Origin of the sequence: Achromobacter sp. SD115, assembly GCF_017355315.1 — a bacterium.
In the GTDB taxonomy this organism is placed as follows: domain Bacteria; phylum Pseudomonadota; class Gammaproteobacteria; order Burkholderiales; family Burkholderiaceae_B; genus Achromobacter; species Achromobacter xylosoxidans_B.
In genome coordinates, this window is record NZ_JADIJM010000004.1 from 146598 (window position 1) to 164492 (window position 17895).

The window sequence follows — 17895 nt, forward strand, 5'->3', positions numbered from 1 at the left end:
GTCTGCCTGCGCTATACTTTGAAGGTTTTGTTGCCACGCACCATGCGCAGGCATCTCGCCCCGCAGGCCCCCAGCATGCCCTTGCCACCGCCGGACTATCCTCGCCAACCATTGCATACGCGTTCCATACGCGTGCAGTCGTATGCGCGCGAAGACGGGCTCTGGGACCTGGAAGCCGAGCTGATCGACGTCAAGGCGTACGATTTCCCCAAGCGCGACGGCGAGATGTTCAAGGCCGGACAACCCATCCACCACATGCATCTGCGCATCACCATCGACGAGACTTTCTCGATCGTGGCGGCGCAGGCCGTCTATGACGCGGCGCCCTACGGCGAGCATTGCATGGCCATCGAACCGGCTTACACTGATCTGATCGGCATGAACCTGCTCAAGGGGTTCCGCGGGCAGGTCAAGGAGCGGTTCGGGCACGTGGCGGGCTGTACGCACATGACCGAACTGTCGCAGGTGCTTCCCACCGCGGCAGTCCAGACCATGGCCAATCGCCGGCGGCAGGAAAACAACCCGAACCGGCGTCCATTCCAATTGGACGGCTGCCATGCGCTAAGCACCAGCGGCCCGGTGGTGGCTGAGCACTATCCCAAGTGGTACACGGGGGGTAGCGCTGAGGCATCGGCCGATTCGTCCTCCGATTCACCTTCTTTTTCTCATACGTCCTGACAGGTAACACATGAAAATCCACGAGTATCAAGGCAAGGAACTGCTGAAGCAATTTGGCGTCCCCGTGCCGCGCGGGATTCCCGCTCTTTCCGTCGACGAGGCCGTGGCTGCCGCTGAAAAGCTGGGTGGACCGGTGTGGGTCGTCAAGGCACAAATCCACGCGGGCGGCCGCGGCAAGGGCGGCGGCGTGAAGCTGGCGCGCTCGCTGGACGACGTCCGCAAGCTGGCCTCGGAAATCCTGGGCATGCAGCTGATCACGCACCAGACCGGCCCGGAAGGCCAGAAGGTCCGCCGCCTGTACATCGAAGACGGCGCCGACATCCAGAAGGAATACTACGTGTCGCTGGTCACCGACCGCGCCACCCAGAAGGTCGCCTTCATCGCCTCCAGCGAAGGCGGCATGGACATCGAGGAAGTGGCCCACTCCACTCCCGAGAAGATCATCACCGAATACATCGACCCGCTGACCGGCCTGTCGGCCGAGCAAGCCACCAAGATCGCCAACGCGATCGGCCTGCCCGCTGATTCCACCGCCCAAGCCGTGGACGTGTTCCAGAAGCTCTACACGTGCTACATGGACACCGACGCCTCCCTGGTCGAAATCAACCCGCTGAACCGCGACAGCAAGGGCAACATCATCGCCCTGGACGCCAAGTTCAACTTCGATCCCAACGCCCTGTTCCGCCACCCGGAAATCGTCGCCTACCGCGACCTGGATGAAGAAGATCCGGCTGAAATCGAAGCCAGCAAGTTCGATCTGGCCTACATCCAGCTCGACGGCAACATCGGCTGCCTGGTGAACGGCGCCGGTCTGGCCATGGCCACCATGGACACCATCAAGCTGTTCGGCGGCGAGCCGGCCAACTTCCTGGACGTCGGCGGCGGCGCCACGGCCGAGAAGGTCACGGAAGCCTTCAAGATCATGCTCAAGAACAAGAGCGTGAAGGCCATCCTGGTCAACATCTTCGGCGGCATCATGCGCTGCGACGTCATCGCCGAAGGCGTGATCGCTGCTTGCAAGGCCGTCAACCTGAACGTGCCGCTGGTCGTCCGCATGAAGGGCACCAACGAAGAGCTCGGCAAGAAGATGCTGGCCGACTCCGGTCTGCCGATCATCAGCGCCGACACGATGGCCGAAGCCGCCACCCGCGTCGTAGCCGCCGTCAAGTAAAGAAAAACCCAAGGATTCACAAATGTCGATTCTGATCAACAAGGACACCAAGGTCATCACCCAGGGCATCACGGGCAAGACGGGCCAGTTCCACACCCGCATGTGCCGTGAGTACGCCAATGGTAAGGCCGCCTTCGTGGCCGGCGTGAACCCCAAGAAGGCGGGTGAAGACTTCGAAGGCGTGCCGATTTTCGCTTCGGTGAAGGACGCCAAGGCTGACACCGGCGCCACCGTGTCCGTCATCTACGTGCCGCCCGCGGGCGCCGCCGCCGCCATCTGGGAAGCCGTCGAGGCCGAACTGGATTTGGTGATCTGCATCACCGAAGGCATCCCGGTCCGCGACATGCTGGAAGTCAAGAACCGCATGAAGGCCAAGGGCAGCAAGACCCTGCTGCTGGGCCCGAACTGCCCGGGTCTGATCACCCCCGACGAAATCAAGATCGGCATCATGCCCGGTCACATCCACCGCAAGGGCCGCATCGGCATCGTCAGCCGTTCGGGCACCCTGACGTACGAAGCCGTGGCGCAAGTCACCGAGCTGGGCCTGGGTCAATCCAGCGCCGTCGGCATCGGTGGCGATCCCATCAACGGCCTGAAGCACGTCGACGTGCTGAAGATGTTCAATGACGATCCCGACACCGACGCCGTCATCATGATCGGCGAAATCGGCGGTCCGGACGAAGTCAACGCCGCCGAGTGGGCCAAGGACAACATGAAGAAGCCGGTCGTCGGCTTCATCGCCGGTGTCACCGCTCCTCCCGGAAAGCGCATGGGCCACGCTGGCGCGCTGATCTCGGGCGGCGCCGACACTGCCGACGCCAAGCTGGAAGTCATGGAAGCTTGCGGCATCCGCACCACGCGCAACCCGTCCGAAATGGGCAAGCTGCTCAAGTCGGTGCTGTAAACGTACCAGGCCAGACGTCGGGCGCCTTGGCGCCCGGCGCCTGTCGCCTCCGGGCGGGAGGCCTGGCTCCGGCGTCAAACCCCTGATGTCCGGTGCTCTTGCGTCCCGCTGATGGAAAGCCCGCTCCGGCGGGTTTTTTTTCGCGTTTTTTTCGGCAATCCTAGGGAAATCCCGCGTCCATGCCGCGGCCTGGCAAACATACGGAAAGCTGAACGAAACTATAATGAAAGAAATTCCACGCGTACCAAGCAAGAATGCCGCCGGGCTCGCACCAAGGCGGTCAGTACGTTTTTTTCGTCTTATTTCACCCATTCATTTGGTTTGTCCTAGGGGGATCACACCTAGGAAAGAGAGGCATGGAACTCAGTTCAGCGGCATTCTGGATAGCGTTGCTCCAGATCATTTGGGTCAACATTCTGCTATCGGGCGACAACGCCGTGGTTATTGCGCTGGCGGCGCGTTCGCTGCCTCCGGCCCAACAGAAAAAAGCGATCGTGGTCGGCTCCGCCGCGGCGATCATCATGCGTATCGTGCTGACGCTGGTGGCGGCCAAGCTGCTCTTGCTGCCGTGGCTCAAGCTGATCGGCGCGCTGCTCCTGGTCTACATCGGCGTGACGCTGCTGTTGCCTGAAGGCGAGGAAGACGGCGCAGGCAAGACGCAAGGCAATCTGCTGACCGCAATCCGCACTATCATGATTGCCGACCTGGTCATGAGCCTGGACAATGTGGTGGCCGTCGCCGCCGCCGCCATGGGCGATACGACCTTGCTGGTATTGGGCCTGGCCATCAGTATTCCGCTGGTCATCTTCGGCAGCACGCTGCTTCTGAAGGTCATCGAGCGCTTCCCGGTCATCGTCTGGGTGGGCGCGGCGCTGCTGGGTTTCATCGCGGGCGAATTGCTGGTGGGCGACCCGGCCTTGCAGGAACCGGTTGCGCGCATCGATGCGGCCCTGGGAATCACGCAGCATAGCTTTGCGCTGATGACGGGCGTGCTGGGCGCGGTGCTGGTGCTGGCTATCGGCAAAGTTTTGCTGATGCGCCAGAAAGCTGACTGAAAGCTGAATTATACTAATAAGTTGTACTGAATAAGCTCGCCGCGCCCTGCGCGGCGAGTCATGCCGGACCGGGACCGGCCACTCTTTTCATAAATGCCTTCGGGGGTTCATAGTGCTTGAGTTTCTACAGACGCTGAGTTGGACAGCGGTATTCCAGATCATCCTCATCGACATCCTGCTCGGCGGCGATAACGCCGTCGTGATTGCGCTGGCCTGCCGCAATCTGGCGCCCAAGCAGCGCATGCAAGGCATTCTGTGGGGCACCGCCGGCGCCATCATCCTGCGCGTGGTCCTGATCGCCTTCGCCCTGACGCTGCTGTCGATTCCCTTCCTGAAGGTCGTGGGCGGCCTGTTGCTGGTCTGGATCGGCGTCAAGCTCCTGGTCCCCGAGGATGATGCCCATGGCAATGTGAAGGGCGGCACATCCATTGCCGCCGCGATCAAGACCATCATCATCGCCGACTTCGTGATGAGCCTGGACAACGTGATCGCCATCGCCGGCGCGGCCCAGAATGCCCACGCCGACCATCAGATCGGCCTGGTCGCCTTCGGCCTGATCGTCAGCGTGCCGATCATCATCTGGGGCAGCACGCTGGTGCTCAAGCTCATCGACCGCTATCCGCTGGTGGTTACGTTTGGCGCGGCCTTGCTGGGCTGGATCGCAGGCGGCATGCTGATTACCGACGTGGTTGTCGAACGTCAATTCGGCGTTCAGCCCACTGCGGTTAAAATCGGCGCAGAAATCATTGGCGCCTTGCTGGTTGTTGTCCTTGGACGGTGGCTGGCAAGCCGCAAAACCGCTTCCAAGGAATCAGCACATGAGTCTGCGTAGATCCACCGATCCCCAGCAATCCGAATCGGGCCTGAGCCTCCTTCAGGGCCTTTTCGTGCTGGCCATCCTCGGGGTGGTCGCGACGGTCATCGTCTCCAATTTCGTTTGATGCCGTCTCGTGTCTCTACCGCAACGCCTGGTCATCGCGACCCGCGCCAGCCGGCTTGCCCTGTGGCAAGCCGAGCATGTGCGCGACCGGCTGCGCACGCTGTACCCGGCGTGCGCGGTTGAGCTGCTCACCCTGACGACCCGAGGCGATCAGATCCTCGACCGCACGCTCTCCAAGGTGGGCGGCAAGGGTCTCTTCGTCAAGGAACTCGAAAACGCGCTGCTCGACGGGCGCGCCGATCTGGCCGTGCACTCCTTGAAGGACGTGCCGGTCGATCTGCAAGCCCCGTTCGAGCTTTGCGCCGTCCTCGATCGCGCGGATCCGCGCGATGCCTTCGTCTCCAACACGCATGACACGCTGGCCGATCTGCCGGCGGGCGCTGTCGTGGGTACTTCCAGCCTGCGCCGCGAATCCCAGATCCGCGCGCGCTATCCGGAGCTGGTCGTGAAGCCGCTGCGCGGCAATCTCGATACGCGCCTGGGCAAGCTGGACAAGGGCGAGTACGACGCCATCGTATTGGCTGCTGCCGGTCTGGAGCGCCTGGGCCTGAGGTCGCGCATCCGCAGCCTGCTTGAACCCGCCGACAGCCTGCCGGCGGCCGGGCAGGGCGCCCTGGGCATCGAGATCCGCGACGACCGCGACGACATGCGCGCCTGGCTGGCGCCGCTGGTCAGCGCCGATACCACTTCCTGTGTGGTGGCCGAACGCGCCGTGTCCCGCAAGCTGGGCGGCTCCTGCCAGGTGCCCCTGGCGGCGTACGCCGAGATCGCCGGCGGCACCTTGTCGCTGCGCGCGCTGGTGGCGTCGCCCGATGGCGTGCGCATGGTCCATGCGTCCCGCAGCGGACCCGTGGCGGATGCCCAGGCCATCGGCGAGGCGGCGGCCCAGGCGCTGCTGGACGCGGGCGCGCAGGACATCCTGCGCGAACTGCTGCAAGACGAGCCCAGGCCCGACTGATGGCCACGGCGTCCGCAGCCGCCGAGCTGCCGCGGGTCGCCATCCTGACGCGGCCCGATGGCCGCAACGAGGCGCTGGCCGGCCGCCTGCGCGGCGCCGGCTGGACGCCCTGCATACTTCCCGCCCTGGAAATCCAGGCCCTGCCGGCCACGGCCGGCGGGCCGCCGCGCCCCTCCGACTACGACATGGTCGTGTTCGTCAGCGGCAACGCGGCCAGGCTGTACCTGGAGCAGTGGGCCCAGGCGGACGGGCCCGTCCCTTGGCCGGCCGGCGTCATCGCCGCCACCGTCGGGCCGGCCAGCGCCCAGGCCTTGCGCCAGTCCGCCTGTTTTGGCGCGAATACAACAGTTCTGCATCCGCCTGAAAATGCTCCCAGCCATGATTCCGAGGCGCTCTGGGAGGTTTTGCAGGGCCTGCCGCAACGACCCCGCCGCGTGCTGCTGGTGCGCGGCACGCAGGGCAGGGACTGGCTGGGCGACACGCTCGAGGCGCACGGCGCGGCGGTGACCCGCCACGCCGCCTACCTGCGCCGTCCCGCGAGCTGGGACGCCGATCAACTCGCCAGCCTGCGGCGCTGGGCCGGCGCAGACGTCCCGGCGACCTGGCTGATCACCAGCGGCGAGGGCGCGGACGCGCTGCGGGCCGGCCTGGACGTCGCCGGCCTGGCGGAGTGGTGGGCGCGCTGCCGCTTCGTGCTGACGCATCCCTCCCTGGAGCGCCGCGTGCCACAGGCCTGTCATGAAGGCGGGGCGCGGCCGATGGTAAAAATCTGCCTGCCCAACGACGAGTCGATATTCCAGGCTTTTGTTGCTGCTTGATTCGTTGCATCGGACTGACACCGAATACAATCGCGTCATGACAGACAAGACTCCCGCTACCGATCCGGTCGTTCCGACGGCCGCCCCGGGTGCAAGCGCGCCCGCGTCGGCCCCGGCCGATTCCGTCAAGGCCCGCCCGGCCAAGCGCGGCAGTGGCCCGCTGGTCCCCGCCCTCATCATTCTCATCCTGCTGGCAGCCGGCCTGGGTTACGCCCTCTGGATGCAGCGCACCCAGTTCGTGTCCGCCGGCCGCGAGGTCGCCACGCGCCTCGAAACGCTGACCACCGATCTCGCGCAGGCCCGCAAGGACACGCGCGAGGCCCTGGCCCTGGCGCAAGCTCAGGCCGGCCGCGTCGGCGAGCTCGAAGACACCGTGCGTGAAACGCAAAGCCAGTACAACGCTCTGCAACTGGCCTGGCAGAACTTCAACGACAGCGCCAGCGACGAACTGCTCGCCAACGACGTCGAGCGCCTGCTGACCATCGCGAACCAGCAGCTGCGCCTGGCTGGCAACGTCTCCAACGCGATCGTGGCGCTCGAAACCGCGCAATCGCGCCTGGCGCGCGCCGACCGCCCGCGCTTCTCCAGCCTGCAGCAAGCCATCAACGGCGACCTGGACCGTCTGCGCGCCGTGTCCACCGTGGATATTCCCGCCCAGTCGGCCCGCATCGACCGCCTGGTGGCGCTGATCGGCAAGGCGCCCCTGCTGGTGCCGGACGCCGCCGCGCCCGGCGTGGCGCCTGCCGGCGAAACCGCTCCCACGGCCACGCCGGCCCCCTCGGTGGATCCGCTGGCCGGCCTCCCGGCCGACGCGCCCTGGTGGCAGCGCTGGCGCGCCGAGATGGCCTCCTGGCCCGGCCGCGCGGGCGCGGCGCTGGCCCATGAACTGGGCGGCCTGATCACGATCCAGCGCGTGGACGAACCCGCGGCCCTGCTGCTGTCGCCCGAACAGGCCGACCAGGTGCGCGGCACGCTGCGCCAGCGCCTGCTGACGGCGCAACTGGCCATGCTGATGCGCCAACCTGCCGTGTGGAAGAGCGAATTCGACAACGTCGGCGTCACGCTGGCCAAGTATTTCGACAACCGTTCCCCCGACACCGTCGCCGCCCAGACGCTGGCGCGCGAACTGGCGCAGACCGACATCGCCGTGCGCATGCCGGAAGTGGCCGACAGCCTGAACGCCGTGGCTGCGCTGCGCGCCGCGGGCTTCAAGACCAGCGGGCAGGACTGAGGCTTATGCGTACCTGGTTCTGGACACTGCTGCTCGCCGTCGTCGCCGTCGCCCTGGCGGTGGTGCTGCGTTCACACTCCGGCAACGTGCTGTTGCTGGTCTGGCCGTGGCGCATCAACATGTCGCTGACGCTCGCGGTCCTGCTCATCGTTGCGGCCTTCATCGTGCTGTACGTGGGCCTGCGCCTGCTGGCATGGCTGCTGGCTATCCCCGACCGCGTGCGGGCCTGGCGCGGCAAGCGCGCCCAGGCGCGCGACCACGAATTGCTGGAGCGCGGCTGGATCGGCCTGCTGGAAGGGCGCTACACCACCGCCGAAAAAGATCTCACCAAGCTGCTGGACCAGACCAAGGTCCAGACGCGCCGCGTGCTGGCGGCCTTGTCCGCAGCCCGCGCCACGCATGGCCTGGGCGAATTCGACCGCCGCGACCGCCTGCTGGCGACCGCGCAGGAACAGGCCGGCACGGACGCCGGCCTGATCGAAGCCACCGCTACGGTGTCGGCCGACATGCTGCTGGACCAAGGCCGCGCCGAGCGCGCGCTGGGCGTGCTGGAGCCGCTGGCCGACGGCGGCGCGCGCCATCTGCACACCATGCGCCTGCTGCTGCGCGCGCATACCGCCCTGCATCACGACGAACAGGTCTTCACGTTGGCGCGCGGCCTGGTGCGCCGCAATGCCCTGGCCCGTGCCGAAGCCGACCTCCTGATCGACGCTTCGGGCGCGGCGCGCCTGCGCGCCGCGGCGGCTGGTGGCAGCGAGGCCTGGCGCGCCATCTGGAAGGACCTGAAGGCCGAGGAACGGCTGCTGCCGGAAATCGCGCTGGCGGGCGCGGCCGCGTTCGAGGCCGCCGGCGAAGCCAGCGAAGCCGCGCGCGTGCTGGAAGCCGCGGTCGCCGTGAAGTTCAATCCGGCTTTGGTGGCGGCCTACGCCCGTTGCGAAGCCGAACAGGTTTCGCGCCGGCTGGCCCGCGCCGAGACCTGGCTGCAACAGCGTCCCACCGATCCCGACCTGCTGACCGCGCTGGGCATGCTGTGCCTGAACGGCCAGCTCTGGGGCCAGGCCGAACGCTATCTGCTGCGCAGCCTCAGCCGCCGCAGCGACGCGCAGACGCATGCGCTGCTGGGCAGCCTGTATGACCGCCTGGAACGTCCCGCCGACGCGGTGCGCCACTGGCGCCTGGCAACGGCGGCCAGCATGGCGCTGCCGGTGCTGGCGGCGGATGCCGCCTTGCCCGCCGCGGACACCGGTTCCGATCCCTATCGCGTGGATGCCGAAGGCGGCTACGCGGTGGGCCTGTCCGATACCGACGGCGACGCCGAACTGGGCGGCGATTACCCCGCGCTGCCGCCGGCAGTGGCGGCCTCGGCCTCCGACTACGTGCTGGATCCGGACGCCCGCGTGAACAAAGAGCAGCGCGAACGCGCGCTGGCTCCCGAAGACGCCCCGCTGGCTGGCGGCAGTACCTCCGACATCGACGAGTACTTCGATAGCGCCCCCATTCCGGCGGCGGCTTTCGATGACCCCGTGCCCACGTACGCGCCGGCTACGCCCGCAGGGTCCAAGCCCGCGCCGGCCGCCGCGCCCGTGCCGGCGACCAAGCCGCCGTTCAAGGACGACGGCTCGATTTGAACAATCCTTCAGACACACAACAAGGTTGAATCATGAGTCTTGATCGCGTCTCCCCTGGCAAGAAGCTGCCGGAAGACTTCAACGTCATCATCGAAATCCCCATGAACGCCGACCCGGTGAAGTACGAGGTCGACAAAGACACGGGCGCGATTTTCGTTGACCGCTTCATGCTGACCGCCATGCACTATCCGTGCAACTACGGCTACATCCCGCAAACCCTGTCCGAAGACGGCGACCCCGCCGACGTGCTGGTGCTGACCCCGTTCCCGATCCAGATCGGCGCGGTGGTGCGCTGCCGCGCCATCGGCGTGCTGGAAATGGACGACGAGTCGGGCGGCGACGCCAAGCTGCTGGCGGTGCCGATCGAAAAGCTGTACCCCCCGTACCGCAACATCAAGTCCTACGAAGATCTGCCGGCCGAAGACATCGCCCGCATCCAGCATTTCTTCGAGCACTACAAGGACCTGGAAAAGGGCAAGTGGGTCAAGGTCAAGGGCTGGAAGGGCCTGGACGCCGCGCACGAGGAAATCGTCCGCAGCGCCGAGCGCTACAACAAGGCCTGATTACGGTTTCCTGGTCCTGGCCGGTGTTGCTGCGGCCGGGGACTTGGTGCGGCGCGGCCGCGACGGCATGATGCCGATCGCCGCCGCGCCGTTGCTTTGTGGGGCCTGCAGATTGCGCGACACCTGCGCGGCCGCGATTTGGATGCGCGCCTGTAGTACCTCCAGACGCTCGGCCGAGGTGCGCGCTTCCGCGGCGATGAATACCAGGCTGCCCACGACCTTCTGTTCGGCGCTGAAGATGGCCGAGCCTATGCCTATCAACCCCGGGTCGACCTCGCCATGCGACACGTACACGCCAGCGGCGCGCAGCCGCTTGAGGTTGGCGCGGAACTCATCCCAGTCTTCGCCCAACCCGGCCTCGCGGATTTCGGCTGCGTGCCACAGCATCAGGTTACGCAGCTGGTACGGCGGCAGGTTGGCCAGGATGGGCTTGGCCGTGGCGCCATGGAACATGGTGTAGGGACGGCCGCGGGCGTAGCTGGATTCGATGGAATCGTCGGTCCAGTAGCGGTCCACGCACATGACCTTGTCGCCGTAGTAATTGCACAGCATCAGATTGGCGTGCAGTTCGTCGCCGGTGGCACGCATGACCTCGCGCGCCGCGCGCATCAGCGGGTCGTGCCGGCGCAGATGACGGTCCAGTTCGATGATGCGCGATCCCAGCACATAGGCGCCGCCCGCAGTGGGCGCGAGCAGCCCGCTTTCGGTCAGCGACTTCAGGTAGCGGTAGGCCGTGGCGCGCGAGCAGTCCAGATGCGCCATGACGTCTTCCTGGAACGCGGCGGTGGTGTCGTCGCGAAAGAGGTCGAGGATGGACAACATGCGGTCTGGAGTGCTCATTGCGGAAGGGCGCGCCTAGTGAATGTGGAAGCCGCCATTGACGTCGACCACGATGCCGGTTGAGTAGGAGGACAGGTCCGAAGCCAGGAAAAGTATGGCCTGCGCGACTTCGGCGGGCGAGCCAAAGCGCTGTAGCGGAATGCCCTGTTTGAGTTCTTGTTCCCAATTTTCGCCGAATTTCCCCAGCGTCATGTCCGTCTCGATGATGCCGGGGGCCACGCAGTTGGCGCGCACGCCGCGCGGGCCGAGTTCCCGGGCCAGCGCCTTGGTGAAGCTGATGACGCCGCCCTTGGAAGCGGCATAGTGCGAACCCCCCAGGAGGCCGCCGCCGCGCAGCGCGGCGGTGGAGCCCAGGTTGACGATGGCCGGGCGCCGCGGGCTTTGCAGCAATTCGGGCAGCGCTGCGTGCGTGACGTTGTAGGTGCCGGTCAGGTTGACTTCGACCATGCGGCGGAACTCGTCCTCGGGCAGATCCCAGATGCGCGTGGCGGCGACGATGCCGGCGTTGTTGACCAGCACGTCGATGCCGCCCAGTGCATCCCTGGCGCGCTCGATCGCCGCCTCGCAGGAGGCCGTGCGCGACACGTCGCAGTGCAGGTCGATGCGGCCGGCGGCCAGCGTCGCGCTGGCGCCGTCCGGATAAGCCTGGTCCAGCACGGCGACGGCCGCACCCTGCGCGATGAAAAGGTCGACGATGGCGGCGCCTATGCCACGGGGGTTGGCGCCCCCCGTGACAATGGCGCGCTTGCCGGCCAGCAGCCCAAGCGCGCCGTCCATCACGATTTCACCAGCGGGCAGGCGCCGTCCTTGAGCGGGCGGAAGGCCTGTTCGGCCGGAATCTTGCGCACCAGGTTGTAGTAGTCCCAGTCGCGCTTGGATTCCGAGGGCTTTTTGACCTGGAACAGGTACAGGTCGCGCATGATGCGGCCGTCCTCGCGGATGCGGCCGTTCTCGGTCATGAAGTCGTTGATGGGCGTCTCATGCATCTTCTTCAGTACCGGCTCGGAAGCATCCGTGCCGGCCGCCTTGATGGCGTTCAGGTAGTGCATGGCGGCGCTGTAGTTGCTGGCCTGGACCATGGACGGCATGCGGCCGGTGCGCTTGAAGTAGCGCTCGGACCATTGCCGCGACTTGTCGTCCAGGTCCCAGTAGAAGGGTTCCACCAGGTTCAGGCCTTGCGCGTACTCCAGCCCCACGCTGCGCACGTCCACGATGCTCATGAAGAGCGCGGCCACGCGCTGCTTGCTGCCCATGATGCCGAACTCGAAAGCCTGCTTGATGCTGTTGATGGTGTCGCCGCTGCCGTTGGCCAGGCCGATCACCTGCGCCTTGGACGCTTGCGCCTGCAGCAGGAACGAAGAGAAATCCGCGCTGGCGATGGGATGGCGCACGCTGCCGACCACCTGCCCGCCCTTGGCCTTGACCACCGCCATGGCGTCGCGTTCCAGCGAATGGCCGAAGGCATAGTCGGAGGTGATGAAGTACCAGCTCTTGCCGCCGTCTTCCATGACGCCATTGGCCACGCCGGTGGCGTAGGCATAGGTGTCGTAGGTCCAGTGCATGCCGTTGGGCGAGCAGGCCTTGCCGGTCAGGTCGGCCGAGCCGGCGCTGGTGAAGATCACCACGCGCTTCATCTGGCGGGTCAGGTCCTGCACCGCCAGCGCGATGGCGGAATTGGGTACGTCCAGGATCAGGTCCACCTTGTCGTTCTCGTACCAGCGGCGCGCGGTCGCCACGCCGATGTCGACCTTGTTCTGGTGGTCGGCCGAGATCACTTCGATGGGCTTGCCCAGCACGGTGCCGCCGAAATCCTCGACGGCCATCTTCACGGCTTCCACGCCGAACTTGCCGGACAGGTCGGCCATCATGCCGGACTGGTCGCCCAGCACGCCGATCTTCACGACGTCATCCGACACTTGCGCCTGGGCGGATACGGACAGGGCGCCCAGCACGCAGGCGGCCAGGCTGTTCTTCAAACGGGTCTTCATGGGTATGTCTCCTCGGGGGCTTCGTTCTTGCGCGCCGACCTGTGCCGGACGGTCGCGCCGGGTCTTCTTGTGGGGGGCTTATTCCAGCGTCTGGCCGGCGTAGGCGTCGATAAACATATTGGGTTTCAGGAAGAAGCTCAGCACCAGGGCGCCGTTGGGCGCGCGCGCCACGTGCCGGTTGCCGCGCGGGCGCCACACGTAATCGCCGGCGCAGACTTCGCCTTCGGCGTCGACGATCGAGCCTTCCAGCACGAAGGTCTGTTCGACCTCCACGTGCTCGTGCAAGGGCAGTTCGGTGCCGGGCTGCCAACGGAACAGGGCGGTCAGGAGGCCGGTCTCCTTGTCCTGCATCAGCACCTTCATGTCTATGCCTTCCACCTGCGTCGGCTTCCATGGCAGATCAGCAACCTTGAGGAAGCGTGAAGCCAGGGGCGGCAAGGCGTTGGCTGCAGGGCAGCCGGGAGTTTCCAGGGCCATGATGTCTCCTACCAGAACTCTTTATGAGAGATAAAGAAAAAATCTTGTTATTGAGTGTTTAAAAATAGTCGCGTATATTGAGATTTATGTCAATCGTGTTTTCGCTTGACGCGAGCATGCAGCGACACAGGCCGGGCCAAGAAATCCGGCACATATAAGACCAAGGAGACAAGCTTGAAACACGACTATCTGGACCGCACGTTCGGTCTGGCGGGGCGCGTCGCGCTGGTGACCGGCGCGGCACGGGGACTGGGTTACGCCATCGCGCGGGCCTTGGGCCAGGCGGGTGCCCAGGTGGTAATCAACGATCTGTCGGGCGACGCTTGCGCCGCCGCCTGCGAGCGCCTGGCGGCCGAGGGCATCAAGGCCCATGGCGCGCCTTTCGACGTCGCCGACGACAAGGCGGTGGCCGACGCCGTCGCGCAGTTGGAGCGAGCGGGGCTGGCGGTCGACGTGCTGGTCAGCAGTGCCGGCAACCAGAACCGCAAGCCGGTGGTGGAAATGAGTTCCGCCGAATGGCAGGCCTTGCAGAACGTGCACGTCAACGGCGCCTTCCATTGCGCGCGGGCGGTGCTGCCCGGCATGGGCAAGCGCGGTTTCGGCCGCATCGTGCTGATGTCGTCCGTGGCGGGGCAGGCCACCATGCCCAACATTGCCGCCTATGCCACCGCCAAGGGCGCGATCGCGGCCTTCGCCCGCGCGCTGGCGGTCGAATACGGCGCCAGCGGCATCACCTGCAACGCGCTGGCGCCCGGCTTCGTGCGCACCGATTTCACGCAGGGGCTGCAGGACAATCCGCAGTTTCAGTCCTTCCTGGCCACGGCGGTGCCCGCTGGTCGTTGGGCGGCGCCGGAAGACATTGCGCCGGCCGTGGTCTACCTGGCCTCGCCGGGCGCTTCGTTCGTCAACGGACACGTCCTGGCGATCGACGGCGGCCTGCTGGCCCGCATGTAGGAGGGCGCCCATGAACACCCAAGCGGTCCTGTCCGCGCAGGGATTGATCAAGCGGTTCGGCGGTTTCAACGCCGTCGACGGCGTCTCCTTGTCCCTGCGCGAAGGCTCCATCCATGCCTTGATCGGCCCCAACGGCGCAGGCAAGACCACCTGCTTCAACCTGCTGACCAAATTCCTCACGCCCGACGCGGGCGTCATCCACTACCGCGGCCGCGACATCACGGCGCTGGCGCCCGAGCAGATCGCGCGCCTGGGGATCGTCCGCTCGTTCCAGATATCGGCGGTGTTCCTGGGCCTGACGGCGCTGCAGAACATGCGCGTGGCGCTGATGCGCCAGCACGGCGACGGCTGGCGCTTCTGGCGCAACCGCAGCAGCATCGACCGCCTGAACGGCCGCGCCATGGAACTGCTGGATGCCGTCGGCCTGAGCGGCCTGGCGGACACCACGGCGGCCCTGCTGCCCTACGGCCGCAAGCGCGCGCTGGAGATCGCCATGACCCTGGCGCTGGAACCGGAAATCATGCTGCTGGACGAACCCATGGCGGGCCTGGGCCAGGAGGACGTGACCCGCATCGCCGCGCTGATCCGGCGCGCATCCGCCAACCGCAGCATCCTGATGGTCGAGCACAACCTGTCGGTGGTGGCGGACCTGTCCGACACCATCACGGTGCTGGCACGCGGCGCGGTGCTGGCCCAGGGCGACTACGCCACCGTGTCCAGCGACGAGCGCGTCATCACGGCGTACATGGGTTCGGACGAGGAGGCGCACTGAGATGCTGGAGATCAAGGACCTCAACGCCTGGTACGGCGAATCCCACGTGCTGCACGGCGTGGACATGGAAGTGCGGCGCGGCGAACTCGTCACCATCCTGGGCCGCAACGGTGCGGGCAAGACCACCACGCTGCGCGCCATCATGGGCATCATGGACAAGCGCCGCGGCTCCATCCGCCTGAACGGCCACGAGACCGTGGGCATGGCGCCGCACCGCATTCCACGGCTGGGCGTAGTGTATTGCCCGGAAGAGCGGGCCGTGTTCCGTAGCCTGGACGTGACCGAGAACCTGATGCTGCCGCCGCGCCTGGCCGACGGCGGCATGTCGCTGGACGAGATCTACACGCTGTTTCCCAACCTGCGCGAGCGCAGCGCCAGCTCCGGCGGCAACCTTTCCGGCGGCGAACAGCAGATGCTGGCGATCGCGCGCATCCTGCGCACTGGCGCCCAGCTCATCCTGCTGGACGAGCCCACCGAGGGCCTGGCGCCGGTCATCGTGCAGCAGATCGGACAGGCCATCCGCACCTTGAAGGAGCGGGGCTTCACCATCGTGCTGGTCGAGCAGAACTTCCGTTTCGCGACCAAGGTGGCGGACCGCCACTACGTCATGGAGCACGGCTGCGTCGTCGATCAGCTGTCGGCCGAAGAAGCGCGCAACGATCCCGAGCGGATCAAGCGCCGCCTGGGTGTCTGAGGGGAGAATCCACGTGTTCGAAATTTTCGGCGTGCCGTCCACGGCACTATTCGGCCAGCTGCTGCTCGGCCTGATCAACGGCTCGTTCTACGCGCTGCTGTCGATCGGGCTGGCGGTGATCTTCGGCCTGTTGAACATCATCAACTTCGCCCATGGCGCGCAGTACACCGCGGGCGCATTCTTGGCCTGGATGCTGCTGAACTACCTGGGCGTGAACTACTGGGCCGCGCTGGTGCTGGTGCCGCTCATCATGGCCGTGTTCGCCATCGTGGTCGAGCGCCTGCTGATCTCGCGCACCTACCGCATGGACCATCTGTATGGCCTGCTGCTGACCTTCGGCATCGCGCTGCTGATCGAAGGCGGCTTGCGGCAGGCCTACGGCGTGTCGGGGCTGCCCTACACGATACCCAAGGCGCTGACCGGCGGCATCAACCTGGGCTTCATGTTCCTGCCCTGGTATCGCGGCTGGGCGGTGGCGGTGTCGCTGGTGCTGTGCCTGGCCGTCTGGGTGCTGATCGAGAAGACCCGCGTGGGCGCCATGCTGCGCGCGGCCACGGAAAACCCGACGGTGGTGCGTTCCTTCGGCATCAACGTGCCGCTGCTCATCACGCTGACCTACGCGCTGGGCGTGGCGCTGGCGTCGGTGGCGGGCGTGATCGCCGCGCCCATCTACCAGGTCAGTCCGATGATGGGCTCCAACCTGGTGGTGGTGGTGTTTGCGGTGGTGGTGATCGGCGGCATGGGCTCCATCATGGGCGCCATCGTCAGCGGCTTCGGGCTGGGCATCATCGAAGGCCTGACCAAGGTGTTCTATCCCGAGGCCGCCAATCTGGCGATCTTCATCATCATGGTGCTGGTGCTGTTGTGCAAGCCCGCCGGCCTGTTCGGCAAACCCTTGCAGGTGCAGAACGTGTTGGCCGCCGAGGCGACGCGCGAACCGGTGCAGCTAAGCCGCCGCGGCATGCGCGTGGCGATGGCAGTGCTGGCCTTGGCCGCCGTGGCCGCGCCCTGGTTCATCTATCCGACCTTCCTGATGAAGGTGCTGTGCTTTGCGCTGTTCGCCGCAGCCTTCAATCTGCTGGTGGGCTATGTGGGCCTGCTGTCGTTCGGCCATGCTGCGTTCTTCGGCGCGGCAGCCTATGCCACCGGCATCGTGATGAAGCTGTTGAGCGCCACGCCCGAGCTCGGGCTGCTGGCCGGGGTGGTGACGGGCGGCTTGCTGGGCCTGGCGTTCGGCGCCATCGCCATCCGGCGCCAGGGCATCTACTTCGCTATGATCACGCTGGCGCTGTCGCAACTGGTGTACTTCATTGCGGTCCAGGCGGGCTTTACCGGCGGCGAGGACGGCCTGCAGAGCGTGCCGCGCGGCAAGCTGTTCGGCATCTTCGACCTGGAAGGCGTGATGCCTATGTATTACTTCACGTTGGCGGTGTTCGCGTTGGGCTATGCCTTCGTGTTGCGCGTGTTGAATTCGCCCTTCGGCGAAGTGATCCGCTCGGTGCGCGACAACGAACAGCGCGCCCGCTCGCTGGGCTACTCCACCTCGCGCTACAAACTGATGGCGTTCACGCTGTCGGCCTCGGTGGCGGGACTGGCCGGCGGCCTGAAGGTGCTGGTGTTCGGCGTCGCTTCACTGACAGACGTGCATTGGCATGCCAATGGCGAAGTGGTGCTGATGGCGCTGCTGGGCGGCATCGGCACGGTGTTCGGCCCGCTGGCCGGCGCCTTCACCTTCGTGTCGCTGCAGAACTACCTGGCGCCGCTGGGCTCATGGGTGCTCATCGTCCAGGGCGCAATCTTCGTACTCTGCGTCCTCTTGTTCCGCGACGGCATCATGGGGCTGGTCTCGCGGGCCTGGCTGGCGCTTACCCGCAGCAAAAAGGAATCCTGATGTTCTTGCATGTCGTAATGCTGCAACTGTCCAGCGCCGCCGACGCGCGCTTCCATGACCGCGTCCAGGGCTATTGCCAGCGCATCCTGGCCGAGTGCGAGGGGGTGGCGGGGTACGCCTTCCGGCCCAACCAGGCCAGCCGTTCGGACGGCCTGACCCACGCCGTGGTGGCGGCGTTCGCGGACAGTCCCGCGCATGACCGCTACCAGGTCTCCCCGGCGCACCAGGAAATGAAGGCCTACATGGCGGGCTTCATCGAACGTCTGGTGGTGTACGACGGGGAAATTCCTACTTTCAGCTGAACGTCCCGGACCGCGCCTTGCCCTCCGGAAA

At 66.1% G+C, this 17895-nt stretch carries 20 protein-coding genes; 16 read left to right on the plus strand and 4 right to left on the minus strand.

Annotated features, from left to right (window positions below):
• The first annotated feature begins 75 nt into the window (after positions 1–75).
• The 11 genes from IPU70_RS07515 (at position 76) to ppa (ending at position 9946) form a co-directional block, all read left to right on the plus strand.
• Positions 76–678, plus strand: coding sequence for a DUF2889 domain-containing protein (locus tag IPU70_RS07515; RefSeq protein WP_013392543.1), 603 nt, complete (start codon positions 76–78; stop codon positions 676–678).
• Positions 679–688: 10 nt separating this feature from the next.
• Positions 689–1849 carry an ADP-forming succinate--CoA ligase subunit beta gene (gene sucC / locus IPU70_RS07520; RefSeq protein ID WP_025140294.1) on the plus strand — a complete coding sequence of 387 codons (1161 nt, stop codon included), beginning with the start codon at positions 689–691 and terminating at the stop codon, positions 1847–1849.
• 22 nt (positions 1850–1871) lie between these two features.
• Entirely contained in the window at positions 1872–2753 is an 882-nt protein-coding gene (gene sucD, locus IPU70_RS07525; protein WP_013392545.1) for a succinate--CoA ligase subunit alpha, read from the plus strand.
• Between the two features lie 356 nt (positions 2754–3109).
• A complete protein-coding gene (locus IPU70_RS07530) occupies positions 3110–3808 on the plus strand; it encodes a TerC family protein (protein ID WP_013392546.1) in 699 nt (232 codons plus the stop codon).
• 112 nt (positions 3809–3920) lie between these two features.
• Positions 3921–4640 carry a TerC family protein gene (locus tag IPU70_RS07535; RefSeq protein WP_207466197.1) on the plus strand — a complete coding sequence of 240 codons (720 nt, stop codon included), beginning with the start codon at positions 3921–3923 and terminating at the stop codon, positions 4638–4640.
• On the plus strand, positions 4627–4749 hold the full coding sequence (locus IPU70_RS32965; protein ID WP_042792647.1) for a hypothetical protein: 123 nt from the start codon (positions 4627–4629) through the stop codon (positions 4747–4749). The genes IPU70_RS07535 and IPU70_RS32965 overlap by 14 nt, the downstream gene beginning before the upstream one ends.
• Positions 4750–4758: 9 nt before the next feature.
• Complete coding sequence (hemC, locus tag IPU70_RS07540; protein WP_207466198.1) at positions 4759–5706, plus strand: hydroxymethylbilane synthase; 948 nt, start codon at positions 4759–4761, stop codon at positions 5704–5706.
• Positions 5706–6524: a uroporphyrinogen-III synthase gene (locus IPU70_RS07545; protein WP_207466199.1), complete on the plus strand. Its 819-nt coding sequence runs from the start codon at positions 5706–5708 to the stop codon at positions 6522–6524. Before hemC ends, IPU70_RS07545 begins: the two co-directional genes overlap by 1 nt.
• Positions 6525–6561: 37 nt before the next feature.
• The gene (locus IPU70_RS07550) at positions 6562–7755 is read left to right on the plus strand and encodes a uroporphyrinogen-III C-methyltransferase (protein ID WP_207466200.1); all 1194 of its coding nucleotides are present in this window, start codon (positions 6562–6564) and stop codon (positions 7753–7755) included.
• A 5-nt stretch (positions 7756–7760) separates the two neighbouring features.
• Positions 7761–9383 (plus strand): heme biosynthesis HemY N-terminal domain-containing protein, encoded by a 1623-nt coding sequence (locus tag IPU70_RS07555; protein ID WP_207466201.1) that lies wholly within the window; start codon positions 7761–7763, stop codon positions 9381–9383.
• A gap of 32 nt (positions 9384–9415) precedes the next feature.
• Complete coding sequence (ppa, locus tag IPU70_RS07560) at positions 9416–9946, plus strand: inorganic diphosphatase (RefSeq protein ID WP_207466202.1); 531 nt, start codon at positions 9416–9418, stop codon at positions 9944–9946.
• Here the strand turns inward: ppa and IPU70_RS07565 are convergent, their stop codons facing one another.
• From IPU70_RS07565 to IPU70_RS07580, 4 genes are all read right to left on the minus strand, one after another.
• Positions 9947–10786 carry an IclR family transcriptional regulator gene (locus tag IPU70_RS07565; protein WP_207466203.1) on the minus strand — a complete coding sequence of 280 codons (840 nt, stop codon included), beginning with the start codon at positions 10784–10786 and terminating at the stop codon, positions 9947–9949.
• A gap of 15 nt (positions 10787–10801) precedes the next feature.
• Positions 10802–11563 carry an SDR family NAD(P)-dependent oxidoreductase gene (locus IPU70_RS07570; protein ID WP_207466205.1) on the minus strand — a complete coding sequence of 254 codons (762 nt, stop codon included), beginning with the start codon at positions 11561–11563 and terminating at the stop codon, positions 10802–10804.
• Complete coding sequence (locus tag IPU70_RS07575) at positions 11563–12774, minus strand: ABC transporter substrate-binding protein (protein WP_207466207.1); 1212 nt, start codon at positions 12772–12774, stop codon at positions 11563–11565. Before IPU70_RS07575 ends, IPU70_RS07570 begins: the two co-directional genes overlap by 1 nt.
• 78 nt (positions 12775–12852) lie before the next feature.
• Entirely contained in the window at positions 12853–13251 is a 399-nt protein-coding gene (locus tag IPU70_RS07580; RefSeq protein ID WP_054451069.1) for a cupin domain-containing protein, read from the minus strand.
• A gap of 174 nt (positions 13252–13425) precedes the next feature.
• On the opposite strand from IPU70_RS07580, the gene IPU70_RS07585 reads away from it, so the two are divergent.
• The 5 genes from IPU70_RS07585 to IPU70_RS07605 are packed head-to-tail and all read left to right on the plus strand — an operon-like array spanning position 13426 to position 17864.
• Complete coding sequence (locus IPU70_RS07585) at positions 13426–14205, plus strand: SDR family NAD(P)-dependent oxidoreductase (protein WP_207466208.1); 780 nt, start codon at positions 13426–13428, stop codon at positions 14203–14205.
• Positions 14206–14215: 10 nt separating this feature from the next.
• Positions 14216–14977, plus strand: a complete 762-nt coding sequence (locus IPU70_RS07590) for an ABC transporter ATP-binding protein (RefSeq protein ID WP_207466210.1) — start codon at positions 14216–14218, stop codon at positions 14975–14977.
• A gap of 1 nt (position 14978) precedes the next feature.
• Positions 14979–15671: an ABC transporter ATP-binding protein gene (locus IPU70_RS07595; protein WP_207466212.1), complete on the plus strand. Its 693-nt coding sequence runs from the start codon at positions 14979–14981 to the stop codon at positions 15669–15671.
• Positions 15672–15684: 13 nt separating this feature from the next.
• A complete protein-coding gene (locus tag IPU70_RS07600; RefSeq protein WP_207466213.1) occupies positions 15685–17562 on the plus strand; it encodes an ABC transporter permease in 1878 nt (625 codons plus the stop codon).
• Positions 17562–17864: a Dabb family protein gene (locus IPU70_RS07605; RefSeq protein WP_207466215.1), complete on the plus strand. Its 303-nt coding sequence runs from the start codon at positions 17562–17564 to the stop codon at positions 17862–17864. The genes IPU70_RS07600 and IPU70_RS07605 overlap by 1 nt, the downstream gene beginning before the upstream one ends.
• Positions 17865–17895 lie beyond the last annotated feature (31 nt).

Excerpts from the sequence above, each read along its gene's own strand:
- IPU70_RS07590 (WP_207466210.1), top strand. The coding sequence starts at position 14,216 with ATGAACACCCAAGCGGTCCTGTCCGCGCAGGGATTGATCAAGCGGTTC.
- IPU70_RS07605 (WP_207466215.1), top strand. The coding sequence starts at position 17,562 with ATGTTCTTGCATGTCGTAATGCTGCAACTGTCCAGCGCCGCCGACGCG.
- IPU70_RS07565 (WP_207466203.1), bottom strand. The coding sequence starts at position 10,786 with ATGAGCACTCCAGACCGCATGTTGTCCATCCTCGACCTCTTTCGCGAC.
- IPU70_RS07580 (WP_054451069.1), bottom strand. The coding sequence starts at position 13,251 with ATGGCCCTGGAAACTCCCGGCTGCCCTGCAGCCAACGCCTTGCCGCCC.
- IPU70_RS07530 (WP_013392546.1), top strand. The coding sequence starts at position 3,110 with ATGGAACTCAGTTCAGCGGCATTCTGGATAGCGTTGCTCCAGATCATT.
- IPU70_RS07545 (WP_207466199.1), top strand. The coding sequence starts at position 5,706 with ATGGCCACGGCGTCCGCAGCCGCCGAGCTGCCGCGGGTCGCCATCCTG.
- IPU70_RS07595 (WP_207466212.1), top strand. The coding sequence starts at position 14,979 with ATGCTGGAGATCAAGGACCTCAACGCCTGGTACGGCGAATCCCACGTG.
- IPU70_RS07555 (WP_207466201.1), top strand. The coding sequence starts at position 7,761 with ATGCGTACCTGGTTCTGGACACTGCTGCTCGCCGTCGTCGCCGTCGCC.
- IPU70_RS07575 (WP_207466207.1), bottom strand. The coding sequence starts at position 12,774 with ATGAAGACCCGTTTGAAGAACAGCCTGGCCGCCTGCGTGCTGGGCGCC.
- IPU70_RS07515 (WP_013392543.1), top strand. The coding sequence starts at position 76 with ATGCCCTTGCCACCGCCGGACTATCCTCGCCAACCATTGCATACGCGT.
- IPU70_RS07550 (WP_207466200.1), top strand. The coding sequence starts at position 6,562 with ATGACAGACAAGACTCCCGCTACCGATCCGGTCGTTCCGACGGCCGCC.
- IPU70_RS32965 (WP_042792647.1), top strand. The coding sequence starts at position 4,627 with ATGAGTCTGCGTAGATCCACCGATCCCCAGCAATCCGAATCGGGCCTG.
- ppa (WP_207466202.1), top strand. The coding sequence starts at position 9,416 with ATGAGTCTTGATCGCGTCTCCCCTGGCAAGAAGCTGCCGGAAGACTTC.
- IPU70_RS07570 (WP_207466205.1), bottom strand. The coding sequence starts at position 11,563 with ATGGACGGCGCGCTTGGGCTGCTGGCCGGCAAGCGCGCCATTGTCACG.
- sucC (WP_025140294.1), top strand. The coding sequence starts at position 689 with ATGAAAATCCACGAGTATCAAGGCAAGGAACTGCTGAAGCAATTTGGC.
- sucD (WP_013392545.1), top strand. The coding sequence starts at position 1,872 with ATGTCGATTCTGATCAACAAGGACACCAAGGTCATCACCCAGGGCATC.